Here is an 18830-nt window from a genome sequence, read left to right as displayed (position 1 = left end):
CCGATAATGGGCTCTGCTTGTTTTCTATGGGTTGTGAGTTAGTTACTGTGCGTTCTGAGCATTAAGCTGCGCTGATTGAGCTTTTTTCTTTCTAATGCGGGCAAATAGGCCGCCAAGAATTACGATGCCACAAAGCGCGTAAGTCACCATGAATGACGTGTCACCTGCGACCAAACCTAGGTCAGAGAAGGTAATGTAAGCGCCAAGTACCATGTACAGAATCACTGCAGAGGCTTCAAAGCGGAACTCCCAAGGTTTAATGTCCATCGCTTCGTTGACTGGAAGCACGTAGTCCGTATCACGTGGACGAACTTTACCGATAGCAAACATGATGCCGCAACATAGCACGAACAATACTGCTAGCTGGTGGAAGAAGTGCAGTTCAGCTAATGGCTTAAGTGGGCCTAAGTAATCGTGCATTGAAGCTGGAGTGAATTGTACAATACCGTAAGCCGCAACAAATACTGCCAATGAAACTTTTGCCGCCATCGCTGGAACGCGCTTAGTAATGTAACCCATAAACACGATTGTGAAGATTGGTACACTGAATAGGCCTGCCAAGCGTTGTAGTAAATCGAATAGGCCATTCGGTGCGAACATGATGAACGGGGCAATACCCACAGATAGGATTGCAATGAACAGACCGAATGAACGCCCTTTGTTGACTAACTGTTCATCAGAAAGCTTGTTCTCTTTATCAAAGATTGGCTTGTAGACGTTAAGTGTAAATAGTGTCGTTGACGAGTTTAATACGCCGTTGAAGGTCGATAGGATTGCGCCGAACATTGCGGCTAGGAAGAAGCCAACAAGCGGTTTAGGTAGAACTTCGTTAACCAGACGCGTGTACATGGTATCCGCTTCGTAGCTTTGACCTGTCGCGTCTACTGTACCGAACATGTGGTAAGCAATGATGCCAGGGATGATTAGGAACAGAGGTGTCACAACTTTGATTGCACCTGCAAGGATGACACCTTTCTGACCTTCTTTTAGGTTCTTAGCACCCAATGCACGTTGGATGATCGCTTGGTCAGTACCCCAGTAGTAAAGGTTAACTAACAATAAACCAGTGAACATGGTTGAGAACGGTACGTTAGGGTCGTCTTCAGCACCAACGGCTTGAAGCTTGTCTGTTGCGTTAGTCGTAATAACGTCCACACCTTCCATGAAACTGCCGTCACCTAGCACGATCAGACCAAAGATTGGGATCATCAGGCCGCCAACAATCAAACCCACACCATTTAACGTATCTGCGATTACTACTGCTTTCAGACCACCATAGATCGCGTAGAACAGACCTAAGAAACCGATAATTGATGCGATAAGTAGGATCGCTTGGAAACGACTGATTCCAAGCATGCTTTCGATGTCAAAAATACCGCCGATAACCATTGCACCTGCGTATAGCGTGTTTGGTAAAAGGTTGATGATGTAGCTCAATAGAAACAATACGGTTACGAACTGCTTTACCGACAAGTCATAGCGAGACTCTAAGAAATCAGGAATCGTCGTAATGCCTTGTTTGAGGTAACGAGGTACTAAAAAGAGTGCGATAATGATCAGTGTGATACCTGAAGCTACTTCATATCCCATTACAGACATATTGCCTTTAAAGGATAGGGCGCTCATCCCAACAAAACTGGTCGCGGAAAGGTTAGTTAGAATGAGTGAGCTTGCGATAAGGCCACCGGTTAGGCTTCGACCACCGAGGAAGAAACCATCTTTGGAGTCATTTTTCTGATTCTTAACACGTGACCAGGTGTAAAACACCACCAAGCCCGTGAAGAAAAAGAATGACAGTAGGATTGTCATTGGCATAGCTTTGTCCTTAAATTATTGGAATTTTGAATGTAGTTATCCTGTCAGGCAGAGGCGTCGTGATGATTTTCACAACCGCCTTTGCCCGATGTTTCTTATGACTGACGACGAATTAGATTTTTTGTAGGTGTACTATCAGTGCTGATTCGGGGTCGAGAATTGGCAACGTCACGCCGATTTCCTTCAGGTTGTCGCCACTGAGTGTGAGTGTTTTATCTAGCCACTTAGGACGTTGCTTCATGAGTTGGAAACTGGTTTGAGGCATCTCCACCAACTTTACTTGATACTTGGCGTTGATATCCGCGCAGCTAATTCTCAACGGTGATGGCAGCGCATGATCTGGCATTGCTAATTGGCACACAGTGATCAACATTTCATCGTCACTCTCGACGCCGTAAATGTTTTGGTTTTTGTCTGCCGGGTCGATACGGAAACTGCGGCCGCCATGAAGAAGGTGACGATACTCTTTATGAAGCGCGATATAGCGAGAAAATGCCTCTTTCTCTTCTTTTGATTCTTTCACCGGATCAAGCTCGACGCCCATGTGACCACCCAATGCGGTAACACCACGCATGTTTATTCCATGGCGACGATTAGTCGAGTGACACTCTGCAGGGCCGATGTGCGCGCCCATCACTTCCGGTGGGAAGAAATAGCTCATGCCTTTTTGAATGGCTTGACGCTCTAATGCATCATTACAATCTGATGCCCAGAAACGTTGCGTGCGTTTAAGAATTTCGAAATCGATACGGCCACCGCCCGAAGAGCAAGATTCAATTTCCACTTCTGGGTGTGCTCTGTTTAGCTCATCGACAAGGCGATATAGCGCTCGCGTTTGACCATGTACAGCAGGGCGACCTTGATGGCCGGGCTGAACCAGTTCACGGTTCATATCCCACTTCAAGTAAGTAATGTTGTAGCGTGTAAGTAGGTCATTTAGGCGCTCAAACAGATAGTTGAAGCAATCTTCATTTTGTAAATCGAGAACATATTGCCAGCGACCAGAAGGCTGGTGATAACCTTGTAGACCCAGAACCCAATTAGGGTGGTTGCGATACAGGTTCGAATCTTGGCTTACCATCTCTGGTTCGACCCAAAGACCAAACTCCATCCCTTGTTGATTCACGTGATTGATCACCGGCTCTAAACCATTAGGGTATTTCTTTTGATCTAAATACCAGTCACCTAAAGCTGCTCGTTCACCGTCACGACCAATGAACCAGCCATCATCAATGATGAAGCGTTCTACACCCATTTCGGCCGCTTCTGTTGCCATTTGCATGATGTATTCAGGTTTGTGGTCGAAGTAAATACCTTCCCATGTGTTTAGGTGTACAGGGCGTGGTTTGTTGACAGGGAACTTAACAATGTTATCGCGAACAAATTGTTGGAAGCGTTGAGAAATACCGTTCAAGCCAGTGTTGCTGTAACACCCATACAGCCATGGCGTTTGGTATTCACCTTGAGCTTCAAGGATCGATTCACCAGCCAATAGAAGCTCACCAGCTTGAACAAAACGGCGACCGTCACTGCGTACATCGGCACGCATTTGGTGGTTACCACTCCAACCAAGGTGGAAACCCCATACTTGACCGAGCTGTTCGCTGAACCCGTTAGTGCCTACGAAGAGGCCTGGGAAGTTTTCATGAGAAGTGCGGCCGCGACGGTTTTCCTGCATGAAGCCACCATGCTCAAAGCGTTGTCGCTGTGTTTGGAACTCGTGACACCAACGGCCATGAAAAGTCATCAACTCGTTAGCGTGGTTTGGCAAAGGCAAAGTTGAAGAGAGTTTGCCAAGATAATATTTGCTATCGCCGAGGTTTTTAACGCTAATGCGTTTCTGAACAACATCAGTATCGAAGTTCAATTTGAGCTCAACGGTCAGTTCAAGATTCGCAACATCATCAACCATACCAAATGTCACTTGGTTTTCTTCAACTTGAGTCGATGCCAGTTTGAATACAGGTGCCCAATCGTAGCCGTCGCGATGGCCTTCAATGCCCGGCGCGTTAAAGTGACCGCTACCCAGTTCAGGACACAGAGACAAAGGAACATCGACATCTAAACGAGCTTGGGAAATCGGGCGCTCTGTTGAAAGCAATAGGTCTTCGTCTATTTGCGCAATTTTAGCGCCCCAATGAAGGATCTCTGGCACTCGGTCAGTTTTGATAATCAAGCTGTGATTTTTGCTTTGTAAATGGACAAACTCACTCATTATTTGCTCGCTCTGCTATTTGTTTGCGTGAACATGTTTTCTGAAAGATATATTGCGCCTATCTATGACTTTTAGAACTAAAATGCCGATTAAGTGTGATCTAAAGCGGCTTTGAAATTGCCTAAATTTGGTCTAGATCGACTGTTTTCGGGAACAAAAATTAATGTTTTCGCAAACATTTTGAGAGGCGCGTGACGTTATTTTTGAAATCCATCTGTTAGAGTTGAACTAAGACAGCAAAGAGCATTAGAAAAGACGATGAATGTAACCTTTAAAGATGTAGCAAAACTGGCGGGAGTATCGACCCAAACTGTATCTCGAGTGACGAATGGGTCGGACAGCGTTGCAGAATCCACTCGTATTAAAGTGAATAAGGCGATCAAGCAGCTAGGTTATGTACCCAATAAGGGAGCGCAGATGTTGAGTCGAGCGAAATCGACCAATATTGGCCTAGTGACATTAGATATGGCTTTGCATGGCGCGGCACTTATCGCCAATGGTGTAAGAAGAAAAGCTCATGAATTGAATTTTGGTACTGCTTTTTCTGTTGTTTCCGAGCCAAGTTTATCCAGTATTCAAGGTGCGATGAGAGAGCTTATTGCTCAGCAGGTAGATTGCATTATTCTCAACGTACCGCTTAGCAAAGACGATGCTATGGTCTTGGCAGAGCAGTTTCCAAGCTTACATCTGATCTTTATCGACGTGCCCGATGGTACTCCAGTGCACTTTGTTCATGGTGAGCATGCTATTGGGGCTTCTGTAGTGGTCAAACATCTGGTAGAGACAGGAAGAAGCCAGTTTTTGTTGGTTGCCGGGCCAGAGGCGTCAACAGCGGCCAATATTCGCCTGCAATCTTGGCTAGCGGAAATCGAGGTATCAGAAACGAAAGCCGTAGATTGCTATCGAGGAGATTGGCAAGCACAAAGTGGTTACCTTGCGATTAGTGAAGCGATTGGAAAACAACTGAGTTTTGATGCCGTGGTTGTCGCGAGTGATCAAATGGCACTTGGCGTGTTGCGTGCTTTGGATGAGTTTAACATCAAGGTACCCGATCAGGTTGCGGTTGTCGGGTTTGATGGTATCACCGACAGTGCGTATTTCAATCCACCCCTAACGACAGTTAAGCAAGACTTCACAGCCATCGGCGAACAGTGTGTCATTCAAGCGGTTGATTTGAAGAACCATCCGACAAACACGCCAATTCAATTCAAACAAACTCGCATACCCGTGGAATTAATCGTTCGCAAAAGTAGTCAACCTAGAACAAAGCAAACCTATGACAAGAAGGGAATCCAAGAGCTATTGAAGCAGATCGAACTGCGCTTGCCTGAATAGCTTAAGCGCGAACTATATTTAGCTGCTCGTCAGTGCCTATATCTCTGCGAGTGGAAGACATAGACACTGACGTTGAACAAGCGTTTTAAAAAATGGCTCGCTTCCTGTCTTTTAGATAGAAGGCGACGGTAATAGCGATGAATAGGAAAGTGAAGTAGTAGAAAAACGATGAGAGCGACGCGATGAAGTCTATGTGCTGCTCTATCTCTTCGTCAGTGTAGTTCTTAGATAGAAGCTTGTAGTAGTAGGCGTAGAGAACACCAATCAAGCCGTAACCCACGTTAAACATTAGCCCCTTGAAACTAAGCACGGTTGCTCGGTTATGAGACTCGGTCTGTTTGTTAAGGTGATAACTGATAAATATGTTCATCGTCATGATAATGAAGATCAGCACTAACGCTGGAATCACACCATAGATCGACCAACCTAAGCTTATCCAATAGTAAGTCGCCATACTGGCTACACCCATGATCAAAATGAACGCCTTAGGTGCCATGCTTTCGGCTAATCGTCGACTTTGACCCGCCATGATGATTTTAAGCAGACTCACACCTGCACCAATCAAACCAAAATAGATAATAGGGATATCAATGGCCGTGTAATATTGGCTGTTCATGGTCAAGAACATGCGAGATGTATGTTCAAACAAGCTGTAGTAGAGCATGATAAATAGCACGTAAGGGGTCGATAATACCCACTTCCCCGTATTCAATGTGAGCTTCATGCTTTCGATTGTGCTGGTTATCTTGTTGCTACCTACTGGTGTAGGCTTGCTCTCTTCTTCCATGCTAAATGCAGCATAGATTGCGATCAGGGCGACGATGAGCGTAGCGTAAACAGGAATACGCATAATATCTTGGGTGTTCTGGGGAGCGTCGAAACCAAGAACCTGATAAACACTAGCCATAAAGTTAACGTCGTACATTGCAGCGCCGACTAGGGTGACAAATATACCGACCGTTGAAGCGATTCTCAGTTGGATTTGCAGCACTCTAGGCCATAACTCTTCATAACCTTGCTCTTTTAAGGTGTCATAAGCTAACGCTTCATCAGCGCCACTCGCAAGCGCCATCGCGAGTCCACTCAGTACCCGGTTTATTAGGAAGACAAAAAATACGAGACTCGGATTCCCCGTGGGTACGAAGGCTATCATGGCGATTTCAATAAACATCACGATCGATGACAGTACCACCAGCTTTTTACGCCCGAGCGTATCTGCAAATGCTCCCGATGGGACTTCAGCAATTACAATGGTTGCTGCCCACACTACGTTAAGCATGGCAAACTGAGACAGAGTTAGGCCGTAATCTAAGTAGAGTAGGGTAAATACGGGATAGTAAAAGCGAGCGAAGTAACTACTTCTAAACATAAGAAAGTAGCGAACATTGCGAACTTGAAGGATCTCTTTTAGCGTCATGGAGTGGGTCACGCCTTCGTTATTATGTGATTTGATTGATACCTTTCTTAGTGTGATAGCAAAGGGTTGATTAGTCGACAAAAATGCAAAACTTCTCATCTCAAATTGGAAATTTAACTTCATGCCATGGGTGATGAGTGCCACACTGGCTGTGGCATATATCGGTGGGTTTAGGGTACTTTGGCTTGGAGCTGTCAACAATAACCTAGGTTTTGTAGTGAACTGGTCAGAACCAAACAGCGATACATTGCAGACTTTTCTAAATGCTGGCGAAGGCCAAGTGGTGGCGAACGTTACTACAACACGCAGTTTTTGAATCGAAGGGGCAGATGCTAATTTATGGCGCTGAATTTTGGTGACTTCAGTCCTTTATTAACGGTACGTGACGTTACGCACGTATCTGGAGTTTGTGCTCTTTCAGTCGCCAACCTGAAGGTGTCTTTACCAGCTTCTCGAAGTAGCGACCTACGACGAAATGTTTGATTTCGCCATCGTGGCTCTGGATTGCTTGGCTAACACAGCTCAGTTGCGCCTGATCACCATCGCCATCAATCACAAAGTTGCTCTGAATATGAGTAAGCCCTGGTGGAAACGCGTCTGCACTGTCTTTTATCCAGTTGATGATATTGTCGATGCCTTCCAATTCGATCTGCAGTTCATCGATGATAAAACGTCCATCTTCAACAAACAGATCGTGCATCGCTTCTGGCCCGTTAATATCAACGGCGAGCGCAAAACGCCCCATAAGGTTTTGAATTTCCATTCTGCAAGAAGGTTTACATGCAGGGTTTCGTTTAGGAGGATTGATTGCAGAGGACATGATTGCTATTAATCTGACTGATAATCTGAACACAGCCGTGGTGGTAAGTCCCGCTTATTTGGAAAAGAACGGAAGGCCAGAGCATCCGATGGATCTTCTAGTACACAACTGCTTACGGTATCGCTATCAAAGTTCCGGTCAATTAGCCCCTTGGAGCTTCACTGGTGAGGATGGCATTTATCCGGTTCAAGCCCGCGGTAGTATCATAGCCAGCTCAGTGCCAGTGACAATTGAATATGGCGGGTAAAGGACTAGGCATTGCTTATGCGTTCACTGAATACTGTACTGAAGCGTTAGAGACTGGGAAGCTCGAAGAGATCCTAAGTGAACACAGGGTTTCCATGCCCGGTATAAACATCTATTTTCCTCGAGAGTACCGAGAATATATGCCGCTTCGCCTGTTCATTAGCCATATAAAGCGGAATCTTCCGGACGTGCCTCAGTAGCGGACTTTAGTGTGATTAATACCCAGTGGGGTGGTTAAGTCCCAATATAATTGGGCTACACTCCAAACGCATTTGGGTGTTTGTTTCCCCATCTGAGCGTTAACTTTTCTAACCATTCTCATAAAACTACCTGTTTGAAAATAGGGAAAAACTCGGTGAAAACGGGAACCCGTTTATCAGTGAGGAAAACTTTTTATGTTTTTAAAGCAGTAAGAAAGGTTGGCAGAGGACAAAATCAAAGAGCTGTAATAAAGCTATCAACCTAATTTCAATTACAACAGCTCACTCAAAAATAAATAGCACCTCTTCGTTATTCGCCAAGAGCAAAGATAGCTTTGGGCGTATAGCGTTTAAGGTTAACTCGTTTCTGCCCCAAAGTTCGTTAGAACAAATGCTCTGCACAGTTTATTAAGTTTAAATGTTGTTTAAGTATAGAAAGTGGCATGTCTTATTGAGTGCTTGGTCTCACTTTATCGATGGTTGATTTTTTAACATTTTGTTTATTAATGATTTTATTCTTTCCCCATCTTGGAACTTCAAACATTAGGCATATTGCCCTGTGGATTCATGGGGCATTTATGTCAAATCCACCTTAGCACATCCAAAGAGTAATTCTGTAGTAGGCAGTAAAAGAGACGCTTTTATTCAAAAAGCTAATTTAGGTAGAAAAGAAAGGTTCTATTTAATCTGGCAGTGTCAAGCTAAAAACTTGAAGGCTACCAGATTAGATTCGTGTTGATAAAATTGATTGTTACTTATTTACCTCTAAACCCATCAACTATCGAATCGAAAACTGCCTGATATGTTTCTGTGCCAATTAAGTCAGGTCGTGTTTTCGATAATAACGATAATGTGATTTTTGCATTTTCATAGTCTTTTAGTGCTACATTAGACATCGCTAGTACGTACATTGCGCTTTCATCCTCAGCGACTTTTTTATCCATTTCAAAAGCTATATATATCGATTTTCTCGCTTCTTCGTATCTATCTAAATTGAAGTATGATTTTCCTAGCAAAGAAAATGCTAACGATGTTTGTTGTAAGCTAATTGAATTTTCAAGGTGCAATATTGCGTCGGGATAATCTTCCAAAATAAAGTATATAGAGCCTAAATTGAGATATACAGAATAATTCACATTACCAACTTCAACCACCTCTTTTAAAATGCTCATAGCCTTAGTTAACAGGTCAACTTCAACTTCCCTATTTTCTACATATTGAGACTGAGTCATGTACAGTTGAGATAAATCATTAAGATATTCCGGATTCATCTTGGATGCATTTCTAAACGCAATCTCCGCCTTGGCGAAATCCCGGCTCGCAAGATAAATATAGCCCAACTGCCTTTCGTAATATCCGTCGTGTGCGCTGCAATTGTTTTTAAGCTCTTTCCACTCAATCAAATAGTCAGTCGGGTTGTTTTCTAAGTCACTTAAACTAACTTCTTCCCAAAATGAAGCACAACTACTATTGGCAGTCTCTCCGGATCCAGCCATCCCATCGAAGGAAAACAATGAAAATATAAAAACTCCAGTTACTAATGAATTTGATAATAAATGACTTCCCACTGCCACGCTTCCCAATAATTATTTACGTTATTTATCGTCTTCTGTATCCAATCTACACTAGGTTTCAGAATCGTTGTATTGTTGTACCATTTTTCAGGTGATGTATATAGTTGGTTGATACTTTGATAGTTCGGTGTTAGATCGAAGTTGACCTTTGTTCTTGTACCAACACCAAGCGTCGTACCCAACTCAATAGCCCACGTATATCCAACTTTGTCAAAGTGAAGCCAGCGCCAGCTTGAGCGCCAATGCCCCCATGAGCATCGATTCCACTTCGACTCCGAACTTTCGTAGACACGTGCCAGAAGGCAATATAGTTTGATCGAGTCCAATAATGTCTGTTATGCATCCTTGAAAGTGTAACATCTGTGTAAATAGTTAATATCTACGGTTGTAAGGGTGAACTGAACTAAAGCATAGCTCTTATAGAGGTATTGCTTTCTATGCTGATTGGAATCTAACAGAGGCGATGTTGCCAAACTCATTTCTGCCCAAAACTTGCTAGACGGATAGCAAAAGAGACTGATTTTTCAGAACTCGCCTTCGTTTCTCATCACCAGCAAAGTCTGACCATTGACAATAATAAGTGGTTGCAAATCAACCATTGCTTTGTTTGTGAAATTGGAGAAAGATGACAATACAGCGATTTATAGGAGGTGGTGTTATGACTTTAGTTCTTACCGTTCTTATTTTCCTAAGTTGTATTGCGATGCTCGCAATTGGTGTGATGTTTTCACGTAGGCCGATCAAAGGCGGAGGTTGTTGCAAAGCGTCCGATGTTGCGGATGTGGGCGCACGTAAAAGGCCGCCCCGCAAGGATACATAGAATTCCAGCACAAGAAAGTCCAGACAGCGGCTTAGCCTTGGCGTAAGCACTCTACGCATGGGTAAAGCACCAAACTTCTTATGTCACCGCCTTAAGGGCACAGTGCATACTCACATTGCTTCTCAACATTTTCAATACAGGCTTTTCCTTAGACGAAATGCCTGTTCTCCCTGTCTTCTTTCAACGTCTATGATTTTTGAAAAGCCGCTAACAAACTTTTGTCCAAAACCTTGTTAGAGATTGATCAAGGCTTATTGTTTTCCGTGGTTTGTAAATGGGCGAATTGTCTGCCCATTTTTTATTGACGAGCTAAATTTCTTAACGAGTTGAATCGTTAACGCGAGTGTCTAATCGCATCCGCTAATAAGTCTATTTCCCTTTTCACATCTTCAGTTAGGTCGAAACCAATATTGATCCTAAAACAATCATTGTAGAGTGGTAGCGTGCTAAACAGCTGACCCAATCGAATGTCGATTTTATGTTTCTCAATCAACGCCGTGAATCTGTCGAGGTTGAGTTTTGGGACTTGTAACCACAGTACCATCCCTCCTTGCGGTTGGCTTATGTTAACCCCGTTTGGCAAACGTTCGGATAAATAGTTGAGATAAGACTGCCGTAAATTAAGTAGCTTCGTTCTACGGCGCTTTAACTGCTTGGCGTAGTTGCCTGATTCAATAAAGTCAGCCACTGCAAGTTGAATAGGCAGTGATACACCAAAGCATGATGCAGAATGTTGCTGACGATAGCTGTCTGTATAGCGACCCGGTAGACACCAACCAAGACGATAGCTTGGCGATAAGCTTTTAGAAATCGAACCGCACCAAAGTATGTAGCCATTTGAATCATAATATTTAGCAGGTAAAGGGGTGTGCTCTGAATACGATAGCTCTAAATATACGTCGTCTTCGATCATCGGTACTTGGTACTGATTGGCAAGCTCGGCAAGTTTCTGCTTTTGCTGAGCAGTCATAGTGATACCTTGTGGATTCATATGTGACGTACAAAAGATGCCAGCCTTAACGCTCCCTTGTTGCAAATGCAATTCAAGCTGTGCAAGGTCGATTCCTTCATCGATTGAGGGGATCTCGACAATCCTCCTGCCCATTTTCCCCAATAGATCTAATATCCCACTAAAACATGGAGAGCTGATGGCTATGGCATCGCCAACTTGGGTACATGCTTCAAGCGCAGCCTTAATTGCGGGCATACACCCCGATGTAATAACAAGGTCTTGTGGGTTGATATGAATCCCCAACTTCGAAAAATGAACGCTCAAAGCATCACACAATGACGGGTCGCCTTGAGTGTGAGGGTAATGATTCAGTCGGCTGCCTAGGCGCTTGCTCGATCGACGAAAGCTACGTTCGAGCTCGAGCAGCGCGGTGTCATCAATTGTTGTGCTGGATATACCAAGTGGCCCGTTGTAAGGAGAGTGGATAGCGAAGCTTTGATGTACTTGTGAGACTTTACTGACAAACTGCGTCCACTCAGGCGTGTTGTGCTTTTTACTTCGCGCAGAAATGTAGTAGCCCGCTTGTGGGCGAGAGTGGATCCAGCCCTGAGACTCCAATTCTTGATAACAACTGACCGCAGTCGACATGCTCACGGCTTGTTGCTTCGCTAATTGTCGCAAAGAGGGCATACGGCTCCCTTCGCTTAATTTCCCGTCTTCAATTTCCTGAACAAACTGACTCGCCAATGCTTTGTAAAGACTCATAGATGCCAACTGTACTTATTTTTTTGTTAAAAACTGTATCTGTACTGGAAACTGTACTTGATTGATACTCTTTTTCAAAGAAGAAGGAGGGCAGTTTATGGTTAGAAACGATTTATTTTTGGCAATCTTTGTGATGGCAATTTGGGGCTTCAACTTTTCGATGATCAAAATGGGTATCACGGAGGTTCACCCTCTATTAGCGACGGCTGCGCGATTTACGTTGGCGGTGATTCCTGCGATTTTTTTCATTCGCAGGCCAAACGTTGCATGGCGTTTTCTGTTTAGTTATGGGTTAGTTTTTGGTGTTGGTATCTGGGGCATGGCGTCGTGGTCGATTACAGCAGGCTTATCATCTGGTATGTCATCGGTTTTGCTATCGTCAAATGCGCTCATCAGCATGGCTGTAGGAGTATTCATTAATAAAGAAACTGCATCAAAAAGGAAAGTTATTGGTGCGGTAACAGCACTCATTGCACTGATGGTCCTTGTTTCAGCAACCAACGGTAATGTGACGTTACAAGGCGGTATCTTCATCATGATAGCGGCGACTTGCTGGACCATTATGGGGATGATCGTTAAAGCGTCTAAAACCACTCAAGCCTTTGCGTTCAATGTATGGGGAATGTTATTCGCACCCATTCCATTGGTTATGTTTGCGGTGAGTATTTACGGACCAAACATCGTGACGGAAGCATTTGAAGTATGGGATATGAATACGACGATTGCTGTTCTGTTCCAAGCTTATCCAACAACGTTGTTTGGCTACTGGGTCTGGAATCGATTATTAATTCGATACCCATTGAGCACTACCGCACCGATGACTCTCTTGGTACCTGTTTTTGCTTTGATATCTGGGTACTACATGTACGATGAAATGCTAAGTACCGCGCAAGTTGTTGCCTGTGTTCTTTTCCTCATCGGTATAGGGCTGATAGTTAAACCTGGTAAGAAGGTAATCGAAGCTGCAGGTAAACCACTCACGAACTAAACATGTGAATCGATAGTCACATGTTTAGCGCGACGAGTAAGTCAATGTCGAGCGGTAGTTGATTTAATGATATGCCACCTTAAGAGGGTGGCATTTTTCAATTTGGTAGTTGGGTAGGCGTTTAATGAGGTGATTAATGGCATTAATCTAATCATCTTGTGATTTGATTATGTGGCCTAAACAACTCATAATGTGATTTGATTATGGTGATTTTTCGAATCAAGGCATGGGTATGTGGATCTGGCAACAAACGAATTGGCCACAGTTTGACTGGGACAACAATATTATAGAACCAATGGTAAGGCGTACGCGTCTCAACCAAGGAATCCTATTGGGAAAAATGTTTAGCCACTCTCAAGATCAAACTGAGAGCATGTTAGATACCTTGCTTGCCAATATCGTTCACTCAAGTGCCATAGAGGGAGAAAAGCTGAATGCTTTTTCGGTGCGTTCTTCATTGGCAAATAAACTGGGTTTATCAGAAGAAATGCCATTCCCTACCACTGAACAGACGGATGGTTTGGCGGAAATCATGGTTGATGCAGTAGAAAACCTGAGCACACCGTTAACACTGGACCGGATTCTACACTGGCACGACAGACTTTTTCCTGAAGGCTACACCATGTTCAACCCGGTTATTGGCGGTCAGCTACGAGGTGACACGCCAATGCAGGTGGTTTCTGGCAGAATAGATAGGCCAATCGTTCACTTTGAAGCGCCAGGCCGCGATGTACTTGATGTTGAGTTAAACCAATTCATCCAGTGGTTCAACGACTCCAGAGAAGAGATATCGCTCGATCCTTTAATAAGAGCCGCAATCACTCATTTGTGGTTTGTGACTCTGCATCCCCTTGACGATGGAAATGGTCGAATTACCCGTCTTCTTACCGACCTCGCACTTGCACAGGCAGAGCAGCAATCGGTACGCTTTTACGCCATGTCTGTCGGCATATTGGCCAATCGTAAAAGCTATTACGATATTCTAGAACAAACTCAGAAAGGGTCTCTGGATATTACTCCGTGGCTTGTTTGGTTTTTCAATACGCTGAATGAGACATTCGATGAGGTGTTAAAAGAGATCGATCAAACGGTGTTCAAGACCAACTTTTGGCGTTATGTCGATCAAACTAAGCTGGTGGAGGAACAAGTTAAAGTTCTCAATCGCATGCTTGATGGTGACTTTGCGGATGGCATCAACACATCTCAGTATCATAAAGTAGCCAAGGTGAGTAAACCAACGGCAACTCGTCACTTGGCCACACTGGTTGAGCAAGAGTGTTTAGTGAAAACGGGTGGTGGTCGAAGTACTCGCTACCAATTACCCAAATTATAGTCTCTGTTCCTTAGATCGAATTCCTACTCTTTCACATCTGCTTGGCATTAAGTGGATGTGATAACTATGCTTTTCAGTTTGTTCCTCTTCAATCGGCTAAAGGTGGCGACTACCTACCTGCTCGAAAGAAAACACCTCGAGAGCTCATCTCATTAACTAACGGTTATCTTTAAGGTGATTAGAGTGGCTCTACAAGTTAACAAGAAATTGTTCGATACTAAACGCATCAAAGCAATATTGAATAGAGACTGTTATGAATCTACCAGAACTTCACCAAGCCATTACTTCAGGGAATTTCGAAGAGTTTAGCCGTTTGATCCAACAAGGAAGCGACGTTAATCAACTTGATCCTATTATGGGTAATACGCCTCTGCATATTGCAGCGCAGCAGAATTCCACTATGTGGGTCGATGCTTTGCTTGGTGCCGGCGCTTTCATCAATATTCAAACGCCAAAGCATGGGGCTACGCCCTTAATGGTGGCGGTTTGGCATCGTAAGCCTCATATCGTAGAACGTTTACTTTCCGATTCAGACGTTAATATCGAAATTGTTTCGACGTTTGGGCTTAAAGCGAGAGATCTTTTAGACTTTGGTGCCAGTGAAGATGACCAATATGGAAAAGCACAAGCGCGCGAAATGAGTGAGCTGTTCTCTCAATACACTCAACGTCGTTCTGAGGTGGAGCAGTCACTTCTTGCTTTCAATATTGTTAGCCAAAATGAGAGTGTAGATGAGCAAAACGCAACCGAGTTAAACGCTCTGACAGATTGGTCTTCAATCAACGGTACGTTTCCCATTACTGCGTCTGGAAATGATGAACACACCGCTGCAATGGTCGCAGCGCGAGATGGCTTAACAGGTAGCTTGAAGGTGATTATGGATAATGGTGCCGATCAAACGATTCCGGATCACTATATGAAAGCTATTCCTTTACACAAAGCCGCCTATAACGGCCATGCTGATGTTATTGAGTTGCTATCAAACTATGCGGGTTTTGAGGAAACATTGAATGCACAAGGGCCAAACAACGGCTATACACCTTTGCATGATGCAGTTTGGCATGGCCATGTGGCTGCGGCAAAAGCCTTGATTGATGCAGGGGCAATGACAGATCTAGTGGGCTTCGACGGTAAGACACCTTTAATGCTTGCGCAAGAATATCGCTATAGTGAAATTGTGAAACTATTGGAGAACAAATAATGAACGTACTCGTTGTTTACTGGCATCCAGAGCCGCAAAGTTTTAACGGCGCTATGTTTCGTCGTTCGGTAGAAGCCTTAGAATCGGCTGGACATAAAGTTAAAACATCGGACTTACACGCGATGAACTTCGATCCAGTATCTGGACGCCATAACTTCAATAGTGAAATGGATACTGAGTTTTTTAAACAACAACTCGAAGAGATGAACGCGTCAGAGAATCAAAGCTTTTCACCATGCATAGAACAAGAGATACAAAAACTAGAGTGGTGCGATTTGGTCATCTTCCAATTTCCACTCTGGTGGTTCGGTATGCCTGCAGCGCTTAAAGGTTGGGTGGATCGTGTATTTGCGATGGGCAGAGTGTATGGCGGGGGCCGATTTTACGAGAACGGTGTCTTCAAAGGAAAGAAAGCCATGGTGAGTGTGACCATGGGCGGGCCAGAAGAGCTTTACGAGAAAGACGGCTGGAATGGTGACTTAGACGCGATTTTAAGACCAATACATCGTGGCGTGTTCGAATTTACAGGGTTTTCGGTTCTCGCTCCACAGAAAGTATTTGGGCCTGCACGTAAAACACAACAAGAGCGTATTGAAGTACTAGAAAGCTATGCTCAGCGTTTACAAACGATCTTCGATGAAGCTGCAATTGAAGTCGGGCATTACTAACGGCGAACCGTTCTGCCGTTAAATTGATAACTTGGTGAGGTTTATGATGACAGTTCAACAAAAAGCGAGTGAGATTTTGAAATCATGGGGCGTAAGTGATAGTCAAATCACTCGTTTTCTAGAGAACCAAACATCGCAACAGCAAAGTGAACATGTAGTGGCGATCGATGAATGTTTAGAGCTACTTTATCGAGAACCCAAACAGCGACTCAGCTTTTTGACCACTGCCAGTAAGAGTGTATTTTTTGAGAGGAGAAACCCCTTAGATGTGATTCTCTCAGGAGAGGCAGAGCAAGTTGCAGAGGCACATCGCATCATCAGAAGCATGCTCTGTATATAAGAGGTTGCGATTTTCTGGACCTTTCTCTCTATCTAAAAATAAAAAAGAGCCGCACTGCGGCTCTTTTAGGTTTTTAATTAGCAACTTATTACTAACGATTTAGCGGAAGAATATCGAACTTCATGTCGAATTTATCTAGAGAACTCGCTAAGTCTTGTAGGTTTTTCGCATTACCACGTAGGCCAGCCTGACCACTCTCAAATAATGCTTCAAGTGTCGTCTCGCCAGTAATCACTTTGGTTAAATCGGCTTTGTGAATAATGATCTCTGTATCCAATGTTGGGATAGAACTCTCTAAACCTAACTCAGTCACAGGTAGGTGAGAGAAGGTAGCATTAGAGACTTCGATGTAATGGCGCTCTTCAATATCAGGGTGATAAATCCCCATGTTAAAGTTCAAGCCTGCCGTCTCAGCCTTTGGCCCATTTAGCTGCACACCTACCAAGTCCAAGAAGTTCGTTGTCGGTGTGTTTGCGATAACGTCCTCAGAGGCTGTCTTTAAAGACTCTCCGATCTCGTTAGTACGAAGCTCCACTGCGCCTTGCAAGTACGAGTTACGCCATGCCATCGTTTCAGACTGATAGCCTTGTTGTTCAAATGTGTCCGCTAATAATTCACGGTATTCGATATTAGTTGGCTCGCACAGTACTAAGTCATTCAATAGCTGACCGGCTTCCTGATAATTACCTGAATCAAAGTGAGCTTTAGCTGACTTATAGAAATTATCTGCCCCACCAGCGTTCACGTAAGTACAAGATTTGTCGACTGACTTAAGTGGGTTGATGTTAACAGGGTTCAGGTCTAGGTAACCTAAGTACAAGTTTACAATCGCTCGAGCATTGTGGCTGTACGAACCATGGTAGCCACGTGATGCCCAGTTTTGTTTCTGTGACTCTGGCACAATCTCTTCAATTGAACGACCAACATCGCCAATTTTCACACCATGGTTGGCTAGGCGCACCGAGTTGTTGTGAAGCCAGCTATAGTTATCACGTTGCATCTCCATGTAGTGGCCGATTTCATTTTCTTCGGTTTCTGGGTTGTTCCAAACCGGAGCGGAATGGGCGGAATGGATGTTATCCACAAGACCAGAGTCCACGAAACGCATCTTAAGTTCAGTTAGGTACTTAGACCAAGCCAACGAGTCACGTACTTTTGCGCCGCGGAATGTGTAAATGTTGTGCTGTCCATCGTAAGTGAGTTCAGCGGTATTCAATGAACGGTACGCGGGTACGTAGTTTACGATTTCAACTGGCGCTTCAGCACCAGGCATATTGATAAAGTGAACCTCTAAGCCATCGATTACACGCGTTTCTTCGCGTTCAACAATTTCTGTTGTTGGTGTTACTAACGTTACCGCTCCCTTACCAAAACCCATACCCAGTGCGTTGTCTACAATACCTGTGGCGTCATTCTCTAAAGATTGGCCGTATTGATATTGTGCGCGTCGTGACATCGCGTTACCCGCCATGATGTTTTCGTCTGCCATCTCTTTGATGAAATCACCAGGGACAATAACTGGCGCACCTTCTACAAAGTCGCCCGTGTTAATGATGCCTCTTGACCCACCAAAGTGGTCGGCGTGAGTGTGTGAATATATCATGCCAGTGATCTTATGTTCGCCGTTCACCGCTGGTAGGTGTTGTTTCGCGAAGTTCCACGCTGCTTCTGCGACTTCATCATGCAGCAGTGGATCGTGGATAAGGTACCCGTTGTCAGTGCGGTAGATTGTCATGTTTGAGAGGTCGGCACCGCGAATTTGATAGACACCATCCGTAACTTGATAAAGGCCACCTGAGGCATAGTTCATTTGACCTTGGCGCCAGATAGACGGGTTAACGGTATCCGGGCGGTCTTCACGAATGCTATCTACGTTCATGTGAGACATACGATTACGCAGCTCACCTACACGATGGTCACCAAACGCTGCGATGAGTCCTCGCTCTGAACGCTCAAATGCTGAGGTATCTTGCCATGGCAGTGTTTCAGCCAGTGCATTGTTGGCTGCAATGGTATGTTCTGTTGCAGGTTTACCTTTGTATGTCTCAATTGATTCATATTCGTTATCGGCCGTCGCGCTGAAAGAAACGATGATAGCTAGGGATAGTACAGAACGGTTTAGAGTCGTTTTCATAGAGAAC

Annotated in this window: 15 protein-coding genes; 8 read left to right on the top strand and 7 right to left on the bottom strand. The window is 44.3% G+C overall.

Annotation, left to right across the window (positions count from 1 at the left end):
* Positions 1-42: 42 nt before the first annotated feature.
* Positions 43-1815, bottom strand: a complete 1773-nt coding sequence (locus tag KI743_RS08405) for a solute:sodium symporter family transporter (protein ID WP_285465955.1) — start codon at positions 1813-1815, stop codon at positions 43-45.
* Positions 1816-1927: 112 nt separating this feature from the next.
* Positions 1928-4030, bottom strand: coding sequence for an alpha-galactosidase (locus KI743_RS08400; protein WP_285465954.1), 2103 nt, complete (start codon positions 4028-4030; stop codon positions 1928-1930).
* A 258-nt stretch (positions 4031-4288) separates the two neighbouring features.
* Between KI743_RS08400 and KI743_RS08395 the strand changes: the two genes are divergently transcribed.
* Positions 4289-5365 carry a LacI family DNA-binding transcriptional regulator gene (locus tag KI743_RS08395; RefSeq protein WP_285465953.1) on the top strand — a complete coding sequence of 359 codons (1077 nt, stop codon included), beginning with the start codon at positions 4289-4291 and terminating at the stop codon, positions 5363-5365.
* Between the two features lie 85 nt (positions 5366-5450).
* On the opposite strand, the gene KI743_RS08390 is transcribed toward KI743_RS08395, so the two are convergent.
* Positions 5451-6782 (bottom strand): MFS transporter, encoded by a 1332-nt coding sequence (locus KI743_RS08390; protein ID WP_285465952.1) that lies wholly within the window; start codon positions 6780-6782, stop codon positions 5451-5453.
* Positions 6783-6903: 121 nt separating this feature from the next.
* On the opposite strand from KI743_RS08390, the gene KI743_RS08385 reads away from it, so the two are divergent.
* Positions 6904-7098, top strand: a complete 195-nt coding sequence (locus KI743_RS08385) for a hypothetical protein (RefSeq protein WP_285465951.1) — start codon at positions 6904-6906, stop codon at positions 7096-7098.
* 72 nt (positions 7099-7170) lie between these two features.
* Here the strand turns inward: KI743_RS08385 and KI743_RS08380 are convergent, their stop codons facing one another.
* Positions 7171-7545 carry a nuclear transport factor 2 family protein gene (locus tag KI743_RS08380; RefSeq protein WP_285465949.1) on the bottom strand — a complete coding sequence of 125 codons (375 nt, stop codon included), beginning with the start codon at positions 7543-7545 and terminating at the stop codon, positions 7171-7173.
* A 1258-nt stretch (positions 7546-8803) separates the two neighbouring features.
* Positions 8804-9616 carry a tetratricopeptide repeat protein gene (locus KI743_RS08375; RefSeq protein ID WP_285465948.1) on the bottom strand — a complete coding sequence of 271 codons (813 nt, stop codon included), beginning with the start codon at positions 9614-9616 and terminating at the stop codon, positions 8804-8806.
* Between the two features lie 664 nt (positions 9617-10280).
* Here KI743_RS08375 and KI743_RS08370 point away from each other — a divergent pair.
* On the top strand, positions 10281-10442 hold the full coding sequence (locus tag KI743_RS08370; protein ID WP_285465947.1) for a hypothetical protein: 162 nt from the start codon (positions 10281-10283) through the stop codon (positions 10440-10442).
* Positions 10443-10776: 334 nt separating this feature from the next.
* Here the strand turns inward: KI743_RS08370 and KI743_RS08365 are convergent, their stop codons facing one another.
* The gene (locus KI743_RS08365; protein ID WP_285465946.1) at positions 10777-12159 is read right to left on the bottom strand and encodes a PLP-dependent aminotransferase family protein; all 1383 of its coding nucleotides are present in this window, start codon (positions 12157-12159) and stop codon (positions 10777-10779) included.
* A gap of 97 nt (positions 12160-12256) precedes the next feature.
* Between KI743_RS08365 and KI743_RS08360 the strand changes: the two genes are divergently transcribed.
* From KI743_RS08360 to KI743_RS08340, 5 genes are all read left to right on the top strand, one after another.
* Positions 12257-13147, top strand: coding sequence for an EamA family transporter (locus KI743_RS08360; protein ID WP_285465945.1), 891 nt, complete (start codon positions 12257-12259; stop codon positions 13145-13147).
* A 232-nt stretch (positions 13148-13379) separates the two neighbouring features.
* On the top strand, positions 13380-14480 hold the full coding sequence (locus KI743_RS08355) for a Fic family protein (RefSeq protein ID WP_285465944.1): 1101 nt from the start codon (positions 13380-13382) through the stop codon (positions 14478-14480).
* Between the two features lie 253 nt (positions 14481-14733).
* Positions 14734-15681 (top strand): ankyrin repeat domain-containing protein, encoded by a 948-nt coding sequence (locus tag KI743_RS08350; protein ID WP_285465943.1) that lies wholly within the window; start codon positions 14734-14736, stop codon positions 15679-15681.
* Positions 15681-16349 carry an NAD(P)H-dependent oxidoreductase gene (locus KI743_RS08345; protein WP_285465942.1) on the top strand — a complete coding sequence of 223 codons (669 nt, stop codon included), beginning with the start codon at positions 15681-15683 and terminating at the stop codon, positions 16347-16349. The genes KI743_RS08350 and KI743_RS08345 overlap by 1 nt, the downstream gene beginning before the upstream one ends.
* 43 nt (positions 16350-16392) lie before the next feature.
* Positions 16393-16689: a hypothetical protein gene (locus tag KI743_RS08340; protein ID WP_285465941.1), complete on the top strand. Its 297-nt coding sequence runs from the start codon at positions 16393-16395 to the stop codon at positions 16687-16689.
* Positions 16690-16780: 91 nt separating this feature from the next.
* On the opposite strand, the gene KI743_RS08335 is transcribed toward KI743_RS08340, so the two are convergent.
* Positions 16781-18823: an alkyl/aryl-sulfatase gene (locus KI743_RS08335; protein ID WP_285465940.1), complete on the bottom strand. Its 2043-nt coding sequence runs from the start codon at positions 18821-18823 to the stop codon at positions 16781-16783.
* Positions 18824-18830: the final 7 nt, after the last annotated feature.

Origin of the sequence: Vibrio sp. D420a (assembly GCF_030248625.1) — a bacterium.
Classification (GTDB): Bacteria; Pseudomonadota; Gammaproteobacteria; order Enterobacterales; family Vibrionaceae; genus Vibrio; species Vibrio fortis_A.
The sequence above is the reverse complement of the archived record's forward strand: the minus strand, read 5'-3'. Positions and strand labels throughout refer to the sequence as shown.

Coding starts and splice junctions, on each gene's coding strand:
- KI743_RS08405 (WP_285465955.1), bottom strand. CDS start 1,815: ATGCCAATGACAATCCTACTGTCATTCTTTTTCTTCACGGGCTTGGTG.
- KI743_RS08400 (WP_285465954.1), bottom strand. CDS start 4,030: ATGAGTGAGTTTGTCCATTTACAAAGCAAAAATCACAGCTTGATTATC.
- KI743_RS08395 (WP_285465953.1), top strand. CDS start 4,289: ATGAATGTAACCTTTAAAGATGTAGCAAAACTGGCGGGAGTATCGACC.
- KI743_RS08390 (WP_285465952.1), bottom strand. CDS start 6,782: ATGACGCTAAAAGAGATCCTTCAAGTTCGCAATGTTCGCTACTTTCTT.
- KI743_RS08385 (WP_285465951.1), top strand. CDS start 6,904: ATGCCATGGGTGATGAGTGCCACACTGGCTGTGGCATATATCGGTGGG.
- KI743_RS08380 (WP_285465949.1), bottom strand. CDS start 7,545: ATGGAAATTCAAAACCTTATGGGGCGTTTTGCGCTCGCCGTTGATATT.
- KI743_RS08370 (WP_285465947.1), top strand. CDS start 10,281: ATGACTTTAGTTCTTACCGTTCTTATTTTCCTAAGTTGTATTGCGATG.
- KI743_RS08365 (WP_285465946.1), bottom strand. CDS start 12,159: ATGAGTCTTTACAAAGCATTGGCGAGTCAGTTTGTTCAGGAAATTGAA.
- KI743_RS08360 (WP_285465945.1), top strand. CDS start 12,257: ATGGTTAGAAACGATTTATTTTTGGCAATCTTTGTGATGGCAATTTGG.
- KI743_RS08355 (WP_285465944.1), top strand. CDS start 13,380: ATGTGGATCTGGCAACAAACGAATTGGCCACAGTTTGACTGGGACAAC.
- KI743_RS08350 (WP_285465943.1), top strand. CDS start 14,734: ATGAATCTACCAGAACTTCACCAAGCCATTACTTCAGGGAATTTCGAA.
- KI743_RS08345 (WP_285465942.1), top strand. CDS start 15,681: ATGAACGTACTCGTTGTTTACTGGCATCCAGAGCCGCAAAGTTTTAAC.
- KI743_RS08340 (WP_285465941.1), top strand. CDS start 16,393: ATGATGACAGTTCAACAAAAAGCGAGTGAGATTTTGAAATCATGGGGC.
- KI743_RS08335 (WP_285465940.1), bottom strand. CDS start 18,823: ATGAAAACGACTCTAAACCGTTCTGTACTATCCCTAGCTATCATCGTT.